The sequence below is a fragment of the Streptomyces sp. NC-S4 genome (genome assembly GCF_054353315.1).
The window spans coordinates 6,743,438-6,758,446 of the sequence record NZ_CM135937.1 but is presented as its reverse complement, the minus strand read 5'-3'; the positions used below and the strand labels follow the sequence as shown (position 1 = coordinate 6,758,446).

Below are 15,009 nucleotides of genomic sequence, written 5' to 3'. Positions count from 1 at the left end.
CGCGCTCACGCAAACAATGAGGTCCAGATGAACAGACGGACAAGGTTGCTCCGTTACGGTCTCTTCACCGTGATCGCGGCCTTGATGGCCACGGTCCTGCCGCCGGCGGTGGTGGCCGGTGCGGTCGATCCCTGCGGTCCCACCACGAACGCGATCGTGTGCGAGAACTCCAAGCCCGGTACGCCGATGGAGGACTGGTTCGCGCCCAGCGCCTACGGCGACATCAAGGGTTTCCCGGCCCAGACGAGCGTCCAGGCCGGCGAGACCGTGCAGTTCAAGATCCAGTCGCCGACCGCGTACAAGGTCTCGGTCTACCGCCTCGGCCACTACGGGGGCACCGGCGCGCGCCTGATGTCGACCGCGGCCCAGGCGGCCCAGACGTACCCGGCGAACTTCCTGCCGGGGGGCAACCCGGCGACCTGCGCCAAGAAGGCCGCCACCGGCCTGGTCGACTGCGGGAACTGGCCCGTCACCGCGACGTGGACCGTGCCGGCCGACGCCGTGTCCGGGCTCTACGTCGTCAACTTCGACCAGGCGGACGGCAACGGCGTGATGCCGTACCCGTTCGTCGTCCGCAACGACTCCAGCCACTCCGACATCGTCGTGCAGACCAGCGACCAGACCTGGCAGGCGTACAACAACTACGGCGGCCAGGACCTGTACGACGGCGGCGGCCCCGCCCCGGACGGGCGGGCGTACGAGGTCAGCTACAACCGGCCCATGGACATCGGCGGGGACAACGGGATCTACGGGTCCGAGTTCCAGATGGTGGCCTGGCTGGAGCGCAACGGCTACGACGTGAGCTACATGTCCGGGATCGACATGTCGGTGCGCGGCGGGACGCTGCTGCAGAACCACAAGGTCTTCATGTCCTCCGGGCACGACGAGTACTGGACCCAGGACCAGTTCACCAACGCGCTGAACGCGCGCCGGGCCGGTGTCCACCAGACGTACTTCAGCGGCAACGAGGTCTTCTGGAAGACCCGTCTGGCGCCGAGCATCGACGGCGCGGGCACCGCCAACCGGACCCTGGTCTCGTACAAGGAGACCAAGCTGTCCTTCCCCCAGCCGAACGGCATCCCCGACCCGAGCGGGATCTGGACGGGCACCTTCATGGACCCGGCCAGCGCCACGAACGGCCGGCCCTTCCAGCCGCAGAACCAGCTGACCGGCTCGATGTTCAGCGTCAACGGCTACCGCAGTGACGCGATCACGGTGCCCGGGACCTTCGCCAAGCAGCGGCTGTGGCGCAACACCACCGTCGCGAACCTCACCCCCTCGCAGACCGCCACGTTCCCCACCGGCACCCTCGGCTACGAGTGGGACAGCGACGTGGAGAACGCGAGCCGGCCGGCCGGGCAGATCACGATGTCCTCCACCACGGTCGACATCGAGGACGGAAAGCTCCTCAAGGACTACGGCAACACCTACGGGAACGGCACCGCCACGCACAGTCTGGTGGCCTTCCGCGACCAGACCTCGCACGCGCTGGTCTTCGGCGCGGGCACGGTGCAGTGGTCCTGGGGCCTGACCAACATGCCCACGAGCAACCCGGACGACGCCGTGATCACCGCGGACAAGCGGATGCAGCAGGCCACGGTCAACGTCTTCGCCGACATGGGCGTCCAGCCCAAGTCCCTGCAGAGCGACCTGGTCGCCTCCACCGCGTCCACGGACACCGCGGGCCCGGCCGTCACGGTGACCAGCCCGGCGGCGAACGCCACCGTACCGGCGCTGCGGCCGGTGACCATCACCGGCACGGCCGCCGACACCGGCGGCGGCGTGGTCGCCCGGGTGGAGGTGTCCACCGACGGCGGCACGACCTGGAAGGCCACCACGGGCCTCGGGTCCTGGAGCTACAAGTGGACCCCGACCGTTCCGGGCGCCGCGCAGATCAAGGTGCGCGCGGTGGACGACAGCGTCAACATCGGCGCCACCACCACGGTGCCGCTGACGGTGGGACCCCAGCAGTGCCCCTGCACCGTGTGGCCCGCCGCGGCCGTACCGGGCACCGTCAACGCCGGGGACGGCAGTGCCGTCGAGCTCGGTGTGAAGATCCGCTCCTCCGCGGCCGGCTCGATCACGGGCGTCCGCTTCTACAAGTCGCCCGCCAACACCGGCACCCACACCGGCAGCCTCTGGAGCAGCACCGGCCAGCGCCTGGCCACCGGTACCTTCACCAACGAGACGGCCTCCGGCTGGCAGCAGCTGAACTTCGCCACGCCGGTGCCGGTCAAGGCCAACACCACCTACATCGCCTCCTACTTCGCTCCGCACGGCGGCTACTCCTTCGACAACACCTTCGCCGGCTCCGACGCGGGCCTGGCCCCGCTCACCGCGCTGAAGAGCGGCACCGACGGCGGCAACGGCGTCTACCGCTACAGCGCGACGGGCGGTTTCCCGTCCACCGCTTCCTCCGGCAGCAACTACTGGGTGGACGCGGTCCTGGACACCTCCACCGCGAGCACGACCCCGCCCACCGTCACCGCCACCTCACCGCAGTCCGCGGCGACCGGCACCCAGATCACGGCGGCCGTGTCGGCCACCTTCAGCAACGCCATCGACGCGGACAGCCTCGTGTTCTCCGTGAAGGACTCCGGCGGCGCGGCCGTCCCGGGCACCAAGGTGCTGGGCGCGTCGAACAGCGCGACCTTCACCCCGTCCTCGGAACTGGCCCTGAACTCGACCTACACGGCGTCCGTCCAGGCCGCCGACCTGTGGGGCAACACCATGGCCGCGCCGGTCACGTGGAACTTCACCACGAACGCGAGCCCGCCGGCCGTGAACTGCCCCTGCACCCTGTGGAACGGCGCCACGACGCCGAGCACCGCCAATGTCGGTGACGACGCCAACTCCGTGGAGCTGGGCACCCGTTTCCAGTCCGCGGTGAACGGCTACGTCACCGGCGTCACCTTCTACAAGGGCCCCGGCAACACCGGTACGCACACCGGCAGCCTGTGGTCCGCCTCCGGCACCCTGCTCGCCACCGGCACCTTCGGCAGCGAGACCCTGACCGGCTGGCAGCAGCTGCAGTTCGCCACCCCGGTACAGATCACCGCGGGCACCACTTACGTGGCCTCCTACCACGCACCGAACGGCAACTACTCGGTGGACGGCGGCTACTTCACCGGTGCGCACCGCTCCTACCCGCTGGTGGCCCCCGCCGACACGGCCGGCAGCGCCAACGGGCTCTACAAGTACGGGGCGGCCACCGCCTTCCCGACGAACACCTTCGGCTCGGTGAACTACTGGGTCGGCCCGGTCTTCACCACCACCGCTCCGGCCGCCGCGCAGTCCGGGCTGTCCACGGAGGTGAGCGGGCAGTGAGCACGGTCAGCGTGGTGATCCCCTGCTACAAGTACGGCCACTTCCTGGCGGACTGCGTCAAGAGCGTGCTGGACGAGCAGGAGGGCGTCGACGTGCGGGTGCTGATCATCGACGACGCCTCGCCCGACGACTCCGCGGAGGTCGCCCGCGCGCTGGCGGCCGCCGACCCGCGGATCGAGGTACGGGTCCACGAGAGCAACAAGGGCCACATCGCCACCTACAACGAGGGCCTGCTGGAGTGGGCCGACGGGGACTACGTCGCCCTGCTGTCGGCGGACGACCGGCTGGTGCCCGGCGCCCTGGTGCGCGCGGCGGCCCTGCTCGACGCGCACCCGGAGGCGGGCTTCGCCTACGGCAGGCCGCTGCGCTTCCAGCACGGCGGCCCGCTGCCCCCGGCCCGTACCCGCAGCACCGGATCGGTCGTCTACCCCGGACGGTGGTGGCTGGACCGGCGGTTCCGGGAGGGCACCGGGTGCATCACCTCACCCGAGGTGGTGGTCCGCACCAGTCTCCAGCGCAAGGTCGGGGGCTACGATCCGGAGCTGCCGCACGCCGGCGACATCGAGATGTGGATGCGGCTCGCGGCGCACGCCGACGTGGGCTACGTCCAGGGGGCCGACCAGGCCTTCTACCGGGTCCACGGGAACAACATGTCCACCACGGACTTCGGCGGCCAGCTCGACGACCTGCGCCAGCGCCTCGTCGCCTTCGACTCGGTGCTCGACAAGTGCTCCGGGCTGCTGCCCGGGGCCGACCAACTGGCGCTGGCGGCGCGCACCCGGCTCGCCCGGTACGCGCTGCGGCGCGCCTACCGGGCGTACGACCGGGGACGCACCGCGGTGGTTCCGGTCGAGGAGCTCGTGGAGTTCGCGGCCGAGTGCCTGCCCGGGGACTACACGAAGCTGGGCGAGTACCGGGCGCTGCTGCGGCGCCGCCGCATCGGGGCGCGCGCCATGCCGTACCTCCAGCCGCTCGTGCTCTCGGCCGTGGCCGACCGGGGGCGCGAGTGGCTGTGGTGGCGGTCCTGGAAGCGTCGAGGGATTTGATGACGCGAACGCCGTGTTCAGCGGGTCGCCCCGGCGAGGGCGGCCCGCTCGGGCTCCTCGGCCCGGACCACCGGACCGGCGTCGGCGGCGGCCTCGTGCCGCTGCCGGCGCCGGCTCCGGCGTGTCAGGAGCCGGTCGGTCCACAGGGCCACGACCACACCGCCGACCCCGCCCAGCAGGGCCGCCCCGGCGAGGCCCCGGCTCTTGTTGCCGGTCTGCACCGCCGCGGTGGGCGGCACCAGGAGCGTCACGCTCATCCGCGCGGAGTCCGGTACCCCCTGCTGCGTCTGCATGTCCGTCAGGTGCTTGGTGTAGATCTCGATGATCTTCCGGACGGCCGTGTCGGCGGCGGCCGCTTCGGCCTGCTCGGCCTGGATCTGGAGCGAGGGGATCAGATAGCGCGGGGTGACGCTGGTCCCGCTGTTCCGCGGAATCAGCCGGTAGGTGCCGCGCACCCCCGCGGCGCGCAGCTCCCCGGCCCCTTCGGGCGAGTCCAGCTGCTGCACCGCGGCGTAGGAGACGGCGGCGAGCGGCGGTTGCAGATTGGCCAGCTGGTTGGGCTGGGTGTCCGTCACCGGGGGCTTGAGCACGACGATCGCCGTGCTCAGGTACGTCTGGGTGGGGCGCAGCACTTGGACGGCCCCGGCGGCCGCGAGCACGGCCGCCACGATCAGGACGTACCAGCGCCGACGCAGCGCACGGACCAACTCACCAGGCGACACAGAGATTCCTTCCGTTGTGACCGATCTTTCCAGGACATGGGTAGGCCCGCCATCAATTGCCGCTTCCTCGGGGGGTGTTCATGAGCATTGGTGACATCCTCGCGGTGCTCCGGCGCCGCTGGTACGTGATGGTGCCCCTCACGCTCCTCAGCCTGCTCGCGGGGGCCCACCTGTACCGTTCGGTGCCGGTGGCCTACCAGTCGCAGAGCTCGGTGGCGCTGCTCGACTCGACGGCGGTGGCCGAACTGGCCCCCGCCTTCGGCAATCCGATCGCGAACGCCGGCGGTTCGCTGGTGGTCACCGCGGACGTGCTGATCAGGACGCTGTCGGGGACGGACGCGGCGCGGGACCTGCAGGGCATCGGGGTGACCGATCCCTACACGGTCGGGTTCGCCGCGAACACCTCGGGTCCGATGCTCACGCTGACCGTCACGGGGACCGACCGGGCGAACGTGCTGGAGGAGACCAACAAGCTGACCGCCTTCGCCGGGGAGACGCTCAACGCGCTCCAGGCGGCGGCCAAGGTCAAGCCGGCGTACATGGTGCAGACGGCCCCGGTGGTGCTGCCGCAGACCCCGGTGCCGCAGATGAAGAGCCGCTACCAGCAGGTGCTGGGCGTCGTCATCCTGGGCACCACGTCCGCCTTCACCTTCTCCTTCCTGACGGACAGCCTGCTGGCGGCGCTCCGGCGCAGGCGGGCGGCCGGGGCCGCCCCGGCCCGGGGGCGCGGGCGCCGCAAGCCGTGGGGGCGGCAGCTGGACGCGACGGCCCTGCTGAGCTGCTACCTGGCGCTGGCCTTCTTCATCCCCTCGAACCTGACCCTGCCGGGCATGGGCGGGGTGGGCACCCCGGCCAACGTGTTCGCGCTGCTGTGCCTGTTCTGGTACCTGGCGGCCTGGATCACCGGCCGGATCCGGCCCGCGCCCGGTACCCGGCTGCCGCGGGTGGTGATGTGCCTGCTGGCCTTCTCGGTACTGGGCTCGTACCTCGCGAACGCGATGCGCGGCAGCTCGCACAAGGAGGTCCTCGCGGCGGACCGCGGGCTGATCGGGCTGCTGGTCTGGGTGTCCCTGGTGGTGCTGGTCTCCGCGGGGATCCAGGACCGGGAGCGCCTGGACGTACTGCTGCGCCGGGCCGTGGTGATGGGGACGGTGGTGGCCGCCATCGGCTTCTACGACTTCTTCACCGCGACGAACATCGCCGACAGCATCAGCATCCCGGGACTGCAGTCCAGCGTCGCCCAGATCACCACCCTGGACCGGGGTTCCTTCACCCGGCCTCGGTCCACCACGGCGCAGCCCCTGGAGTTCGGCGGGATGCTGGCCATCATGCTGCCCTTCGCGGTGCAGCAGGCCTTCGATCCGGTGCGCCGGCACCTGCGCGCCTGGCGGCGCTGGGGGCCCGTGGTGCTGATGGGCGGCGCCCTGCCGCTGACGGTGTCGCGGACCTCCATCATCGGGGCGCTCATCGTGGTCCTGGTGATGGTGCTGCGCTGGAAGCCGGAGCGGCGGTGGGCCGCGATCGGTCTGCTGATGGGCTCGGTGGCCTGCTTCAAGGTGATCATCCCGGGGCTGATCGGCACCATCACGGCGCTCTTCGCCTCGTTCGTGACGAACTCCGACAGCAGCACCCAGGCCCGTACCGTCAAGTACAGCGCGATCGTCCCGTACCTCACCGAACGGCCGCTGTTCGGAAGGGGCTTCGGCACCTTCCTGCCCGAACTGTTCTTCTTCACCGACAACCAGTACATGCTCACCCTGGCGGAGATGGGCCTCGTGGGGCTGATCGCGCTCCTGGTCCTGCTGTTCACCGGGATCCATCAGGGCGGTGCCATCCGCAGGCTGGCCCGCACCGAGTCCGACCGGGAACTGGGGCAGGCGTTCTTCGCCTCCGCCCTGGTCTCCCTCGTCATCGCCGCCACGTTCGACGCCCTCAGCTTCCCGATGTTCGCCGGGGTGTTCTTCCTGACGATCGCCGCCGGAGGCAGCTACCTCGGGTTCATCCGGCGTACGGCGCCGGAGCCCGCAACCGTGGAGTCCGCATGCAGTCCATCCAGCCAGCCGTCCGCCGACCGGAGCCGGGTGCCGGCCCTGTAGCGGTCCTCGTCGTCACCTGGAACAGCGCCGGGGTGCTCCCGGAGTTCCTCGCCTCTCTGCCTGAGGGCATGGCGGGGCTCGACTGGCGCCTGGTCGTCGCCGACAACGACTCGGCCGACGGCACCGTGGAGCTGATCCGTTCCCTGGCGCCGGACGCGACGGTCGTCCAGACCGGCCGCAACGCCGGCTACGCGGCCGGGGTGAACGCCGCCCTGGGGGCCGCGGCCGCGTGGGAGGGCGGCTTCCGGGCGGCCCTGGTCTGCAATCCGGACGTCCGGATGGGGCAGGGCTGCGCCAAGGTCCTCGTGGACGCGCTGGGCACCGAGGCGCCCGGCGGCGGCCATGTCGGGATCAGCGTCCCGCTGCTGTACGAGGAGGACGGCCGGACGCTGCTGCTCTCGCTGCGCCGCGAATCGCGGGTGACCCGCGCGCTCGGCGAGGCGGTGCTGGGCAACCGGCGGGCCGGGCGGTTCCCGCGCTGGAGCGAGATGGTCACCGATCCGGCCGCGTACGGGCGGGCGACGGTCGCGGACTGGGCGACGGGCGCGCTGATGGCCCTGTCCGGGGAGTGCCTTCGGGCGTGCGGGGACTGGGACGAGTCCTTCTTCCTGTACTCCGAGGAGACCGAGTACTGCCTGCGGGCCCGGGACCTCGGTTTCGTCACCCGGCTGGAGCCCGCGGCCACGGCCACCCATCTGGGCGGGGACTCGCAGGTGTCGCCCCGGCTGTGGACCCTGCTGACGCTCAACCGGGTCCGGCTCTACGGGCGCCGGAACGGGACGGCGGCGACCGCGGCGTTCCGGGCGGCCGTGCTGCTGCGGGAGACCTCCCGCGCGCTGCTCGGCCGCCCCGCGAGCCTGGCGGCGGCAAAGGCCCTGGCCAGCCCGTCGGCCCTGCGGGCCACGCCGGGGCCGTGACCGCCTAGGGGATGACGCCGGTGAGCTTGTCGGGGTTGGTGACCGAGTAGATGCCGGAGATCCGGTCCCCTTCGGGGGTCAGGTCCACCACGACGACGGCGAGCGGGCTGCCGTCCGCGAAGACGAGCGCGCCGGGGTCGCCGGCCACCCGGCGGTAGCGGAGGTCGACGCCCGCCGCCGGCAGGGCGCGCGCGACGGCCATGAACACGGCGGCGACGCCGTCGCGGCCGTGGACGGGGTGGAGACTGACCGCGGGCCCCTTGCCGCCACCGTCGGTCCAGAGCGTCACATCGGGTGCGAGGAGTTCGAGGAGCGTGCGCAGGTCCCCGCCGAGCGCGGCCACGGCGAAGCGCTCGGTGACCCGGGCGTGCAGGTCCGCCTCGGGCCGGTGCCGGGGCCGGCGGGCGTGGACGTGGCGGCGGGCCCGGGTCGCGAGCTGGCGGACGGCGGTCGGCGACCGGTCCAGGATCCGGGCGATTTCCGGGTGGGCGAATCCGAACGCCTCGTGCAGGACGAACACGGCGCGCTCCAGTGGGGACAGCGTCTCCAGGACGACGAGCAGCGCCATCGAGAGCGCCTCGGCCCGCTCGGCCCGCTCGGCGCCGTGATCGTCCACGGCCGCCAGCGGCTCCGGCAGCCACGTCCCCACATAGGCCTCCTGACGGCGGCTCATCTCGGCCCGCCGGGCGAGCGCCCGGTTCACGGCGATCCGTACGAGGTACGCGCGGGCGTTCTCGACAGGCTCCGCGTCGGGCCTGCGGTGCCGGGCGGACCAGGCCAGCCATACGTCCTGGAGCGCGTCTTCGGTGTCGGCGACGGTGCCCAGCATGTTGTAGACCACCGAGAAGAGCAGTTCGCGGTGGCCGAGGAAGCGGTCGGTGACGGAGTCGGTCGGGCGGGGCGGTGGTGCGGCGGTCATGCGTCCTCCTTGTCTGCCGTGACCGAAGAGGTCCGCCGGGCCGGGAGTGTGACATACGACGGCCCGGCTGTGAGCCGCGTCACCACGGCCCGCCGCGATGTCACAGCCGGAGCCGGGTTCGCCCTCTGTGGTGGAGTCCGGGGAGGAAGAGCCTCCCCGGCACACAGGAGGAGGACCTGTCATGCGTACACGGATCCACGGCGTCCGCGTCTTCGACGGCGAGCGCGGCGGCGGTGTCCAAGACGTGATCCTGGAGGACGACCTCGTCGTGGCGGTGTCCGCCCCAGGAGCTGCCGGGGCCGCCGACGTCGAGGTCGAGGGCCGGGGCCGGACCCTGCTGCCGGGGCTCATCGACGCGCACACCCACGTCTTCGACGGCAGCCTCGCCGAGGCCCTGTGCCACGGGGTCACGACCGAGCTCGACATGTTCTGCCTGCCGCGCCCGCTCGCCCGGTACCGGCAGCTGGCGGCCGAGCACGACGACGTGGCCGATCTGCGCAGCGCCGGCCTGCTGGCGACCGCGCCCGGCGGACACCCGACCCAGCTGCTCGCCGCACTGGCCGGCACGCTGCTCGACCCGGCGGACGTGACGGAGATCGACTTCGTGACGGATCCGGAGCGGGCCCCGGACTTCGTGAAAGCGCGGCTCGCCGAGGGCAGCGACTTCCTCAAGCTCGTCATCGACGACGGGACCGTGCACGGCGCCGGTCTCCCCGTCCTGTCCCCGGCGGTCGCGGGTGCCCTGACCGCGGCGGCCCGTGCGGCAGGGCTCCTGGTCGTCGCGCACGCGATCACCGCCGCCGATGTGGTCACCGCGCTCGACGCGGAGGTGGACGGGCTCGCCCATGTGTGGGCCGACCTCGCCCCGCAGGACCCGGCGTCCGGGCGCCTCGCCCGGCGCGTCCGCGACCAGGGCGTGTTCGTCGTGTCCACGCTCGCCTACTTCGAGGCGGTCGACGCCCAGGGCGCCGGCGCGTCGGCGTGCGTGCCCCCGGGCCGGTACCCGGCCGCCGTCGGCGCCCTGCGCGCGCTGCGCGAAGCGGGCGTCCCGCTCCTCGCCGGCACCGACGCCACCCCCTTCGCCCCTGCCCACGGCGCGGGTATGCACCGTGAACTGGCGCTGCTCGTACAGGACGGCGGCCTGCGCCCGGAGGAGGCGCTGGCCGCGGCGACCGCCCTGCCCGCCCACCACTTCGGCCTGGCCGACCGGGGCCGGATCGCCCCGGGCCTGCGCGCGGACCTGCTGCTGGTCGAGGGCGACCCGACCCGGGAGATCCCGGCCCTCGGCGCGATCGTCGACGTCTGGCGCCGCGGCGTCCGGCAGGCCCGCTGAACCGGGCCCGTACGTCCGACGCCGCCCCCACCCTTCCGGAAAGGACACACCCGTGCCCCACGACCGCTTCCTCCTCCTCGACGCGGGAGAGGCCCGTCCGGGCCGGATCCCGCTGCCGCCCGCCTTCTCGGTGAAGGCGGCCACCGAGGACACCGAAGGACGCTTCTCCCTGCTCGAAGTGGTGCTGGCTCGGGAGATCCCGCGCCACACCCACCATCTCGCCGACGAAAGCGTGTACGTGCTCGACGGCGAGCTGCTCGTCGACACCGGGGGCCGCTCGCACTCCCTGACCGCCGGACAGTTCGTCCTGCTCCCCCGCGGTGTACCGCACGCGCTGCGCCCTGGCCCCGGCGGGCCGCCGCGGGTGCTGCAGATCTCCTCGCCGGGAGGCTGGGAGTGCTTCGTCGAGGACATGATCGAGGCCGGACCGCGGATCGTGGTCGACGGCCGGATGGACCCGGCGCGCCTGAACCGGATCGCCCGACGGCACGGCATCACCTACGAGGAGACGGCCGGCTAGCCCGTCGGCCTAGGGCGCCGCTCCGTCCCAGGTGGTCCAGAAGCTGTCCGGGTTGACCAGGTAGCGGACGGTGGCCCGGGGCAGGTGGCGGACCTCGTGGTGGCGGGCGTAGCGGCGGACCAGCTCCCAGTCCTCGCGGGGCAGGACCTCCGGGGTGCGGTGCAGCCGGCTGAAGTGCAGGGTGCGGTTGCGCCGCGCCACGAAGGCGTTGGTGTCCAGGAAGGCCTCGTGGGCGGCGCGGCGGCGGTCGAAGGGCACCGAGAGGACGTCCCGGTCGGTGCCGTCCGGCAGCACCCTGCGCAGTGCGGTGTAGACGGCGTCCGGCCCGTCGGGTGCCTCCAGGGTGGCCAGGGCCTGCTCCAGGTGGTCGGGCTCCCACAGGTTGTCGTCGTCGAGGAAGGCCACGTAGCGCGATCTGGTGAGCCTGATCCCCACGTTGCGCACGACTCCGGCGGTCGCCGTGTTGCGGGCCAGGGAGACCGCGAACAGCCGTGGGTCGTCGGGGAGTTCCGGCAGGCCCGCGCCGTCGTCGACGACGATGACGACCTGGTCGGTGACCGACTGGCCGAGCGCGGAGCCGACCGCCGCGCGCAGTGCCTCGGGGCGCCGGTGGGTGGGGATGACGGTGGCGACCAGGGCGGCCGGGGGCTCGCCCAGACCGGCGGCCAGGCGCCGGGTCTCGGCGTCCTCGAAGCGGCGCAGCCGCAGGGCGGAGGGGGCCAGCAGGACCTTGTTCCTGGCTTCGAAGAGCACCAGCCAGCCGAAGGTCCGTTTGAGCAGTTCCCAGGGGGCGCGCGCGATCCGGCGCATCATGTCCGGTCGGTCCTCTCGGTGGTCAGGAGGCGGGTGGGGGTTCGACGGGTCGGCCGTCGGACATGCGGTTGCCCTTCCACACGTTGCCCGCGCCGCCCGCGTTCCAGGCGGTGGCGGCGCCGTAGGCCCCGGCGGCCGGGTGGTACTGGGTGGAGAAGACGTTGTTCGTGACCTGGATGCCGGTGGCGCCCGGGCCGCCGCCGTAGAGGGCGTACGCTCCCCCGGCCAGCCAGTTGCCGTCGACGACGACGGAGGAGACCACTCCGGTGTCGGCGAACAGGCCCACGGCAGCGGTGGCGCCGCGGTCCACGGCGGTGGGGTTGAGCAGGGTGTTGCGGCGGATGCTCAGCCGGCCCTTGTTGCCGCCGCCGCTGATGACGGCGTCGGTGTGCTGCCATTCGCCGCCCTGGTTGCGGAAGGCGACGATGTCGTGGACGTAGTTGTCGTGCAGGTCGCCCTGGCCCATGGACAGGGCGTTGCCGAACACCGAGATGTCGCACCAGCCGACCTCGATCGAGCTGCCGCCCATGTTGGAGACCGCGTAGTTGACGCCTCCGTTGTCGGGGCCCTTGCCGGGCACGGCGGTGATCGTGGTGTGCAGGACCTTCAGTCCGCTGTAGCCGGGGCGCAGGTTGATGCCCCACCAGTTGGTCGAGGTGATCCTGCTGTCGATGACGGTGACGTCGTTGGCGTAGATGTCGAGGGAGCCGCGGATGTCCCAGCCCTTGATGACCGTGCCGTCCTGCTTGACGGACATGTTCCCGGTGTCGTGCCGCTCCAGCTCGATCCGCGGTCCGGTGGTGCTCGCGTCGGGGAATCCGCAGGTGCCGGGCGAGGTGCAGGCGGGGGTGGGGGCGGTGGGCGACGGTTCGCCCGTTCCCGGCGGGGCGGTCGGGGAGGGTGTGGCCGAGGAGGTGGTCGGCGAGGCGGAGGGGGCCGGGGACGCCGTGGCGGAGGGGGTGACCGTCTCGGTGGCGCCGGGCGCCACCGCGTGCTCGGTCACCGCGGTGCTGTCGGCCTTGTAGAGGGTGAGGACGACGGCGAGCACGACTGCGGCGAGCAGCCAGGCCGTCAGGCGCCTTCGGTGCTGGGTCACGGCTGTCTACCCTTTGAGTAAGGCGCGGCCGGGCAGGACGCACAGGACGTAGCACAGGGTGCCGGCGGCCCCGGTGGCCAGGAGCGCGAGCACGCTGTCGCCCAGGTACCGCTCCAGCAGGAGGAGTACCGCGGCCATCACCGCGCCGCCGAGCAGCGGCCAGGCGCAGGCCCGGGCGAGGGTGCCCACGCGGATGCCCCCGCGGTGCAGGGCGAGGAGGAACACCGGGACCACGACGACCCCGGCGACCAGGACGTGGCCCTGGGCGACTCCGACGATCCCGCCGGTGCGGGCGCCGATCACGAGGGCCGGGATCAGGATGACCAGCCAGAGTGCCTGGACGCCGATGAGCGAGCTGCGCCGGCCGATGGCCACCAGGCAGTCGTAGGCGAGTTCGCAGCCGATGCGTACGAGGCCGAGTGCCATCAGCCAGGGCAGGGCCCGGGCGGCCGGCAGCCAGCGTTCGCCGTAGACGAGCTCCACCACGGGGGCGGCGAGCGCGGCGAGCAGGACGCAGATCGGGATGGTGCCGGCCATCACGACGCCGAGGGCGCGGGCGAATCCGGAGGCCAGTGCCTGGGGCGAGTCGGCCAGCCGGGAGAAGCCCGCGAAGGAGACGCGGCGGGCCGCTTCGGAGATGATGCGTACGGGCCAGCCGGAGATGTTGAAGGCGAGCACGTAGAAGCCCAGGGCGAGGGGGTCCAGGGCGGAGCCCACCACCATCGTGTCCACGTTGACCACGCCGAGGGCGAGCATGCTGGCCCCGGCGAGCGGCAGTCCGAACCGGAGCAGGGCGCGGGCCTGTTCCCGGTCCCAGCCGAACTTCAGGGTGCCGGGCGCGGCGAGGCAGCAGCCGATGAGCGCGGCCACGTTGCCCACCACGGAGCCCCAGGCGAAGCTCATGGCGCCCCACCCGTCGACGGCGAGCAGCAGGGTCACCGCGGTGCTGAGGACGAAGTTGAGCGCGTCGACGGCCATCCGGCGGCCCTGCGCGAACTCCCGGGTGAGGAAGCCGGCGGGGACCTGGGAGAGTCCGTCGAGGACCACGCACAGGCACATCACCCGCAGGACGCCGGAGGCTTCGGGCGAGCCGAGCACCCCGGCGACGGCGGGGGCGACCGCGAACAGTACGGCGTACAGCAGGCAGCTGGAGGCGGCGCTGAGGGTGAGGACGGTCGGTGCGAAGCGACGGGGGTCGCCCTCCCAGCGCACGATCGCCAGCGAGACGCCGAGTTCGTTGGCGGAGAGGAGGACCAGCAGGACCGTCTGGGCGATCCCGTACACGCCCCAGGCCTCGGGGCCGAGGAAGAAGCGCGCCAGGACGATGCCGGTGGCGAAGTTGCCGAGGCGCATGACGACGGTGTTGATCAGGCTCCACTTGGCCGCGGAGCCTACCTTGCGCCCCAGCGAGGGCGCCGCCGCCGGGGTGGTGCTCGCGGTGTCCGCCGCGGGGCCGGTCACGGCGATCCGGCCGGACGGGAGCCGGCGGCGGCGGAGCCGGCCGGGTGGGCGACGGTCATGTTCAAGGTGGCCGTCGGGTCACCGGCGTCGGCGAAGGCTCCCTCACCGCTGTCGCCCCCTTCGCCGGGGGCGGGCCGGTGCTTGCCGGGCGACGCCCCCCGGCGCTTGCGGGCCTCCACGAAGAAGGTGGCCACCAGGCTGAGTACGAAGCCCAGTGCACCCGCCATGACCAGGAACTGGAGCCTGGCCTTGGTCTGTGCCTCCGGCTTCTGGGGAGGCACGATCGTGGCCATCCGGATCATGGCGTCGGGGGTCACCGACTGCTGGGTCTGGAACTCCAGCAGCCGCTTCTCGGCGTACTTGGTGAGGATCTCGTCCGACTTCAGCACGGCGGCCCGGTCGGTCCCGACGACGCTCAGCCACATGTAGGGGCCGAGCGCGTTGTCGGCGATCTTCGCCTCGTGCACTCCGGTGACGCCGAGGGACTTGAGGTCGGCCTTGGCGTCGTCGGAGTTGAGGTTGCGGGCCAGGCCGTCGGCCATGCCGGTGAGCGAGGCCTGCGTGCTCAGGAAGGGGTTGCCGTCGAAGGCCACCGTGGCCTTCTTCGAGTTCAGCAGGGTCACCGTGCTCTGCGACCGGTACTCCACCGGGACCAGCAGGTACACGGCGGCGGTGAGCGCCGCCGTGATCAGCAGTCCGGGCAGCAGCACGTACCAGCGTCTGCGCATGACCCGCCAGATCTCCGCGAGATCCATGGTC

Annotated in this window: 12 protein-coding genes; 6 read left to right on the top strand and 6 right to left on the bottom strand. The window is 72.3% G+C overall.

Annotation, left to right across the window (positions count from 1 at the left end; genetic code table 11):
- Positions 1–27 precede the first annotated feature (27 nt).
- Both ACXNSR_RS30385 and ACXNSR_RS30380 read left to right on the top strand, forming a co-directional pair.
- Positions 28–3,327 carry a DUF4082 domain-containing protein gene (locus ACXNSR_RS30385; RefSeq protein ID WP_458638544.1) on the top strand — a complete coding sequence of 1,100 codons (3,300 nt, stop codon included), beginning with the start codon at positions 28–30 and terminating at the stop codon, positions 3,325–3,327.
- Positions 3,324–4,373, top strand: a complete 1,050-nt coding sequence (locus ACXNSR_RS30380) for a glycosyltransferase (protein ID WP_458638543.1) — start codon at positions 3,324–3,326, stop codon at positions 4,371–4,373. The genes ACXNSR_RS30385 and ACXNSR_RS30380 overlap by 4 nt, the downstream gene beginning before the upstream one ends.
- A 17-nt stretch (positions 4,374–4,390) precedes the next feature.
- Here ACXNSR_RS30380 and ACXNSR_RS30375 read toward each other — a convergent pair whose 3' ends face one another.
- Positions 4,391–5,095: a hypothetical protein gene (locus tag ACXNSR_RS30375; protein WP_458638542.1), complete on the bottom strand. Its 705-nt coding sequence runs from the start codon at positions 5,093–5,095 to the stop codon at positions 4,391–4,393.
- 80 nt (positions 5,096–5,175) lie between these two features.
- Between ACXNSR_RS30375 and ACXNSR_RS30370 the strand changes: the two genes are divergently transcribed.
- Together ACXNSR_RS30370 and ACXNSR_RS30365 are read left to right on the top strand one after the other, a co-directional pair.
- Entirely contained in the window at positions 5,176–7,191 is a 2,016-nt protein-coding gene (locus ACXNSR_RS30370; protein ID WP_458638541.1) for an O-antigen ligase family protein, read from the top strand.
- Positions 7,137–8,108: a glycosyltransferase gene (locus ACXNSR_RS30365; RefSeq protein WP_458638540.1), complete on the top strand. Its 972-nt coding sequence runs from the start codon at positions 7,137–7,139 to the stop codon at positions 8,106–8,108. Before ACXNSR_RS30370 ends, ACXNSR_RS30365 begins: the two co-directional genes overlap by 55 nt.
- A 4-nt stretch (positions 8,109–8,112) precedes the next feature.
- On the opposite strand, the gene ACXNSR_RS30360 is transcribed toward ACXNSR_RS30365, so the two are convergent.
- Positions 8,113–9,027 (bottom strand): sigma-70 family RNA polymerase sigma factor, encoded by a 915-nt coding sequence (locus ACXNSR_RS30360; RefSeq protein WP_458638539.1) that lies wholly within the window; start codon positions 9,025–9,027, stop codon positions 8,113–8,115.
- 181 nt (positions 9,028–9,208) lie between these two features.
- Here ACXNSR_RS30360 and ACXNSR_RS30355 point away from each other — a divergent pair, with 181 nt between their 5' ends.
- Both ACXNSR_RS30355 and ACXNSR_RS30350 read left to right on the top strand, forming a co-directional pair.
- Positions 9,209–10,360 (top strand): amidohydrolase family protein, encoded by a 1,152-nt coding sequence (locus ACXNSR_RS30355; RefSeq protein WP_458638538.1) that lies wholly within the window; start codon positions 9,209–9,211, stop codon positions 10,358–10,360.
- A gap of 52 nt (positions 10,361–10,412) precedes the next feature.
- Positions 10,413–10,880, top strand: coding sequence for a cupin domain-containing protein (locus ACXNSR_RS30350; RefSeq protein WP_458638537.1), 468 nt, complete (start codon positions 10,413–10,415; stop codon positions 10,878–10,880).
- Between the two features lie 9 nt (positions 10,881–10,889).
- On the opposite strand, the gene ACXNSR_RS30345 is transcribed toward ACXNSR_RS30350, so the two are convergent.
- From ACXNSR_RS30345 to ACXNSR_RS30330, 4 genes are read right to left on the bottom strand one after another with little or no spacing between them, the layout of a single operon-like run.
- A complete protein-coding gene (locus ACXNSR_RS30345; protein ID WP_458638536.1) occupies positions 10,890–11,693 on the bottom strand; it encodes a glycosyltransferase family 2 protein in 804 nt (267 codons plus the stop codon).
- A 22-nt stretch (positions 11,694–11,715) separates the two neighbouring features.
- Entirely contained in the window at positions 11,716–12,789 is a 1,074-nt protein-coding gene (locus ACXNSR_RS30340; RefSeq protein ID WP_458638535.1) for a hypothetical protein, read from the bottom strand.
- A 6-nt stretch (positions 12,790–12,795) separates the two neighbouring features.
- Positions 12,796–14,250 (bottom strand): oligosaccharide flippase family protein, encoded by a 1,455-nt coding sequence (locus ACXNSR_RS30335; protein WP_458638534.1) that lies wholly within the window; start codon positions 14,248–14,250, stop codon positions 12,796–12,798.
- Positions 14,247–15,005, bottom strand: coding sequence for a YveK family protein (locus ACXNSR_RS30330; protein ID WP_458638533.1), 759 nt, complete (start codon positions 15,003–15,005; stop codon positions 14,247–14,249). Before ACXNSR_RS30330 ends, ACXNSR_RS30335 begins: the two co-directional genes overlap by 4 nt.
- Between the last annotated feature and the right edge of the window lie 4 nt (positions 15,006–15,009).

Bases quoted from the DNA above. Each gene is read 5' to 3' on its own strand.
- ACXNSR_RS30370 (WP_458638541.1), top strand. From the start codon at position 5,176: ATGAGCATTGGTGACATCCTCGCGGTGCTCCGGCGCCGCTGGTACGTG.
- ACXNSR_RS30345 (WP_458638536.1), bottom strand. From the start codon at position 11,693: ATGATGCGCCGGATCGCGCGCGCCCCCTGGGAACTGCTCAAACGGACC.
- ACXNSR_RS30365 (WP_458638540.1), top strand. From the start codon at position 7,137: ATGCAGTCCATCCAGCCAGCCGTCCGCCGACCGGAGCCGGGTGCCGGC.
- ACXNSR_RS30385 (WP_458638544.1), top strand. From the start codon at position 28: ATGAACAGACGGACAAGGTTGCTCCGTTACGGTCTCTTCACCGTGATC.
- ACXNSR_RS30360 (WP_458638539.1), bottom strand. From the start codon at position 9,027: ATGACCGCCGCACCACCGCCCCGCCCGACCGACTCCGTCACCGACCGC.
- ACXNSR_RS30330 (WP_458638533.1), bottom strand. From the start codon at position 15,005: ATGGATCTCGCGGAGATCTGGCGGGTCATGCGCAGACGCTGGTACGTG.
- ACXNSR_RS30355 (WP_458638538.1), top strand. From the start codon at position 9,209: ATGCGTACACGGATCCACGGCGTCCGCGTCTTCGACGGCGAGCGCGGC.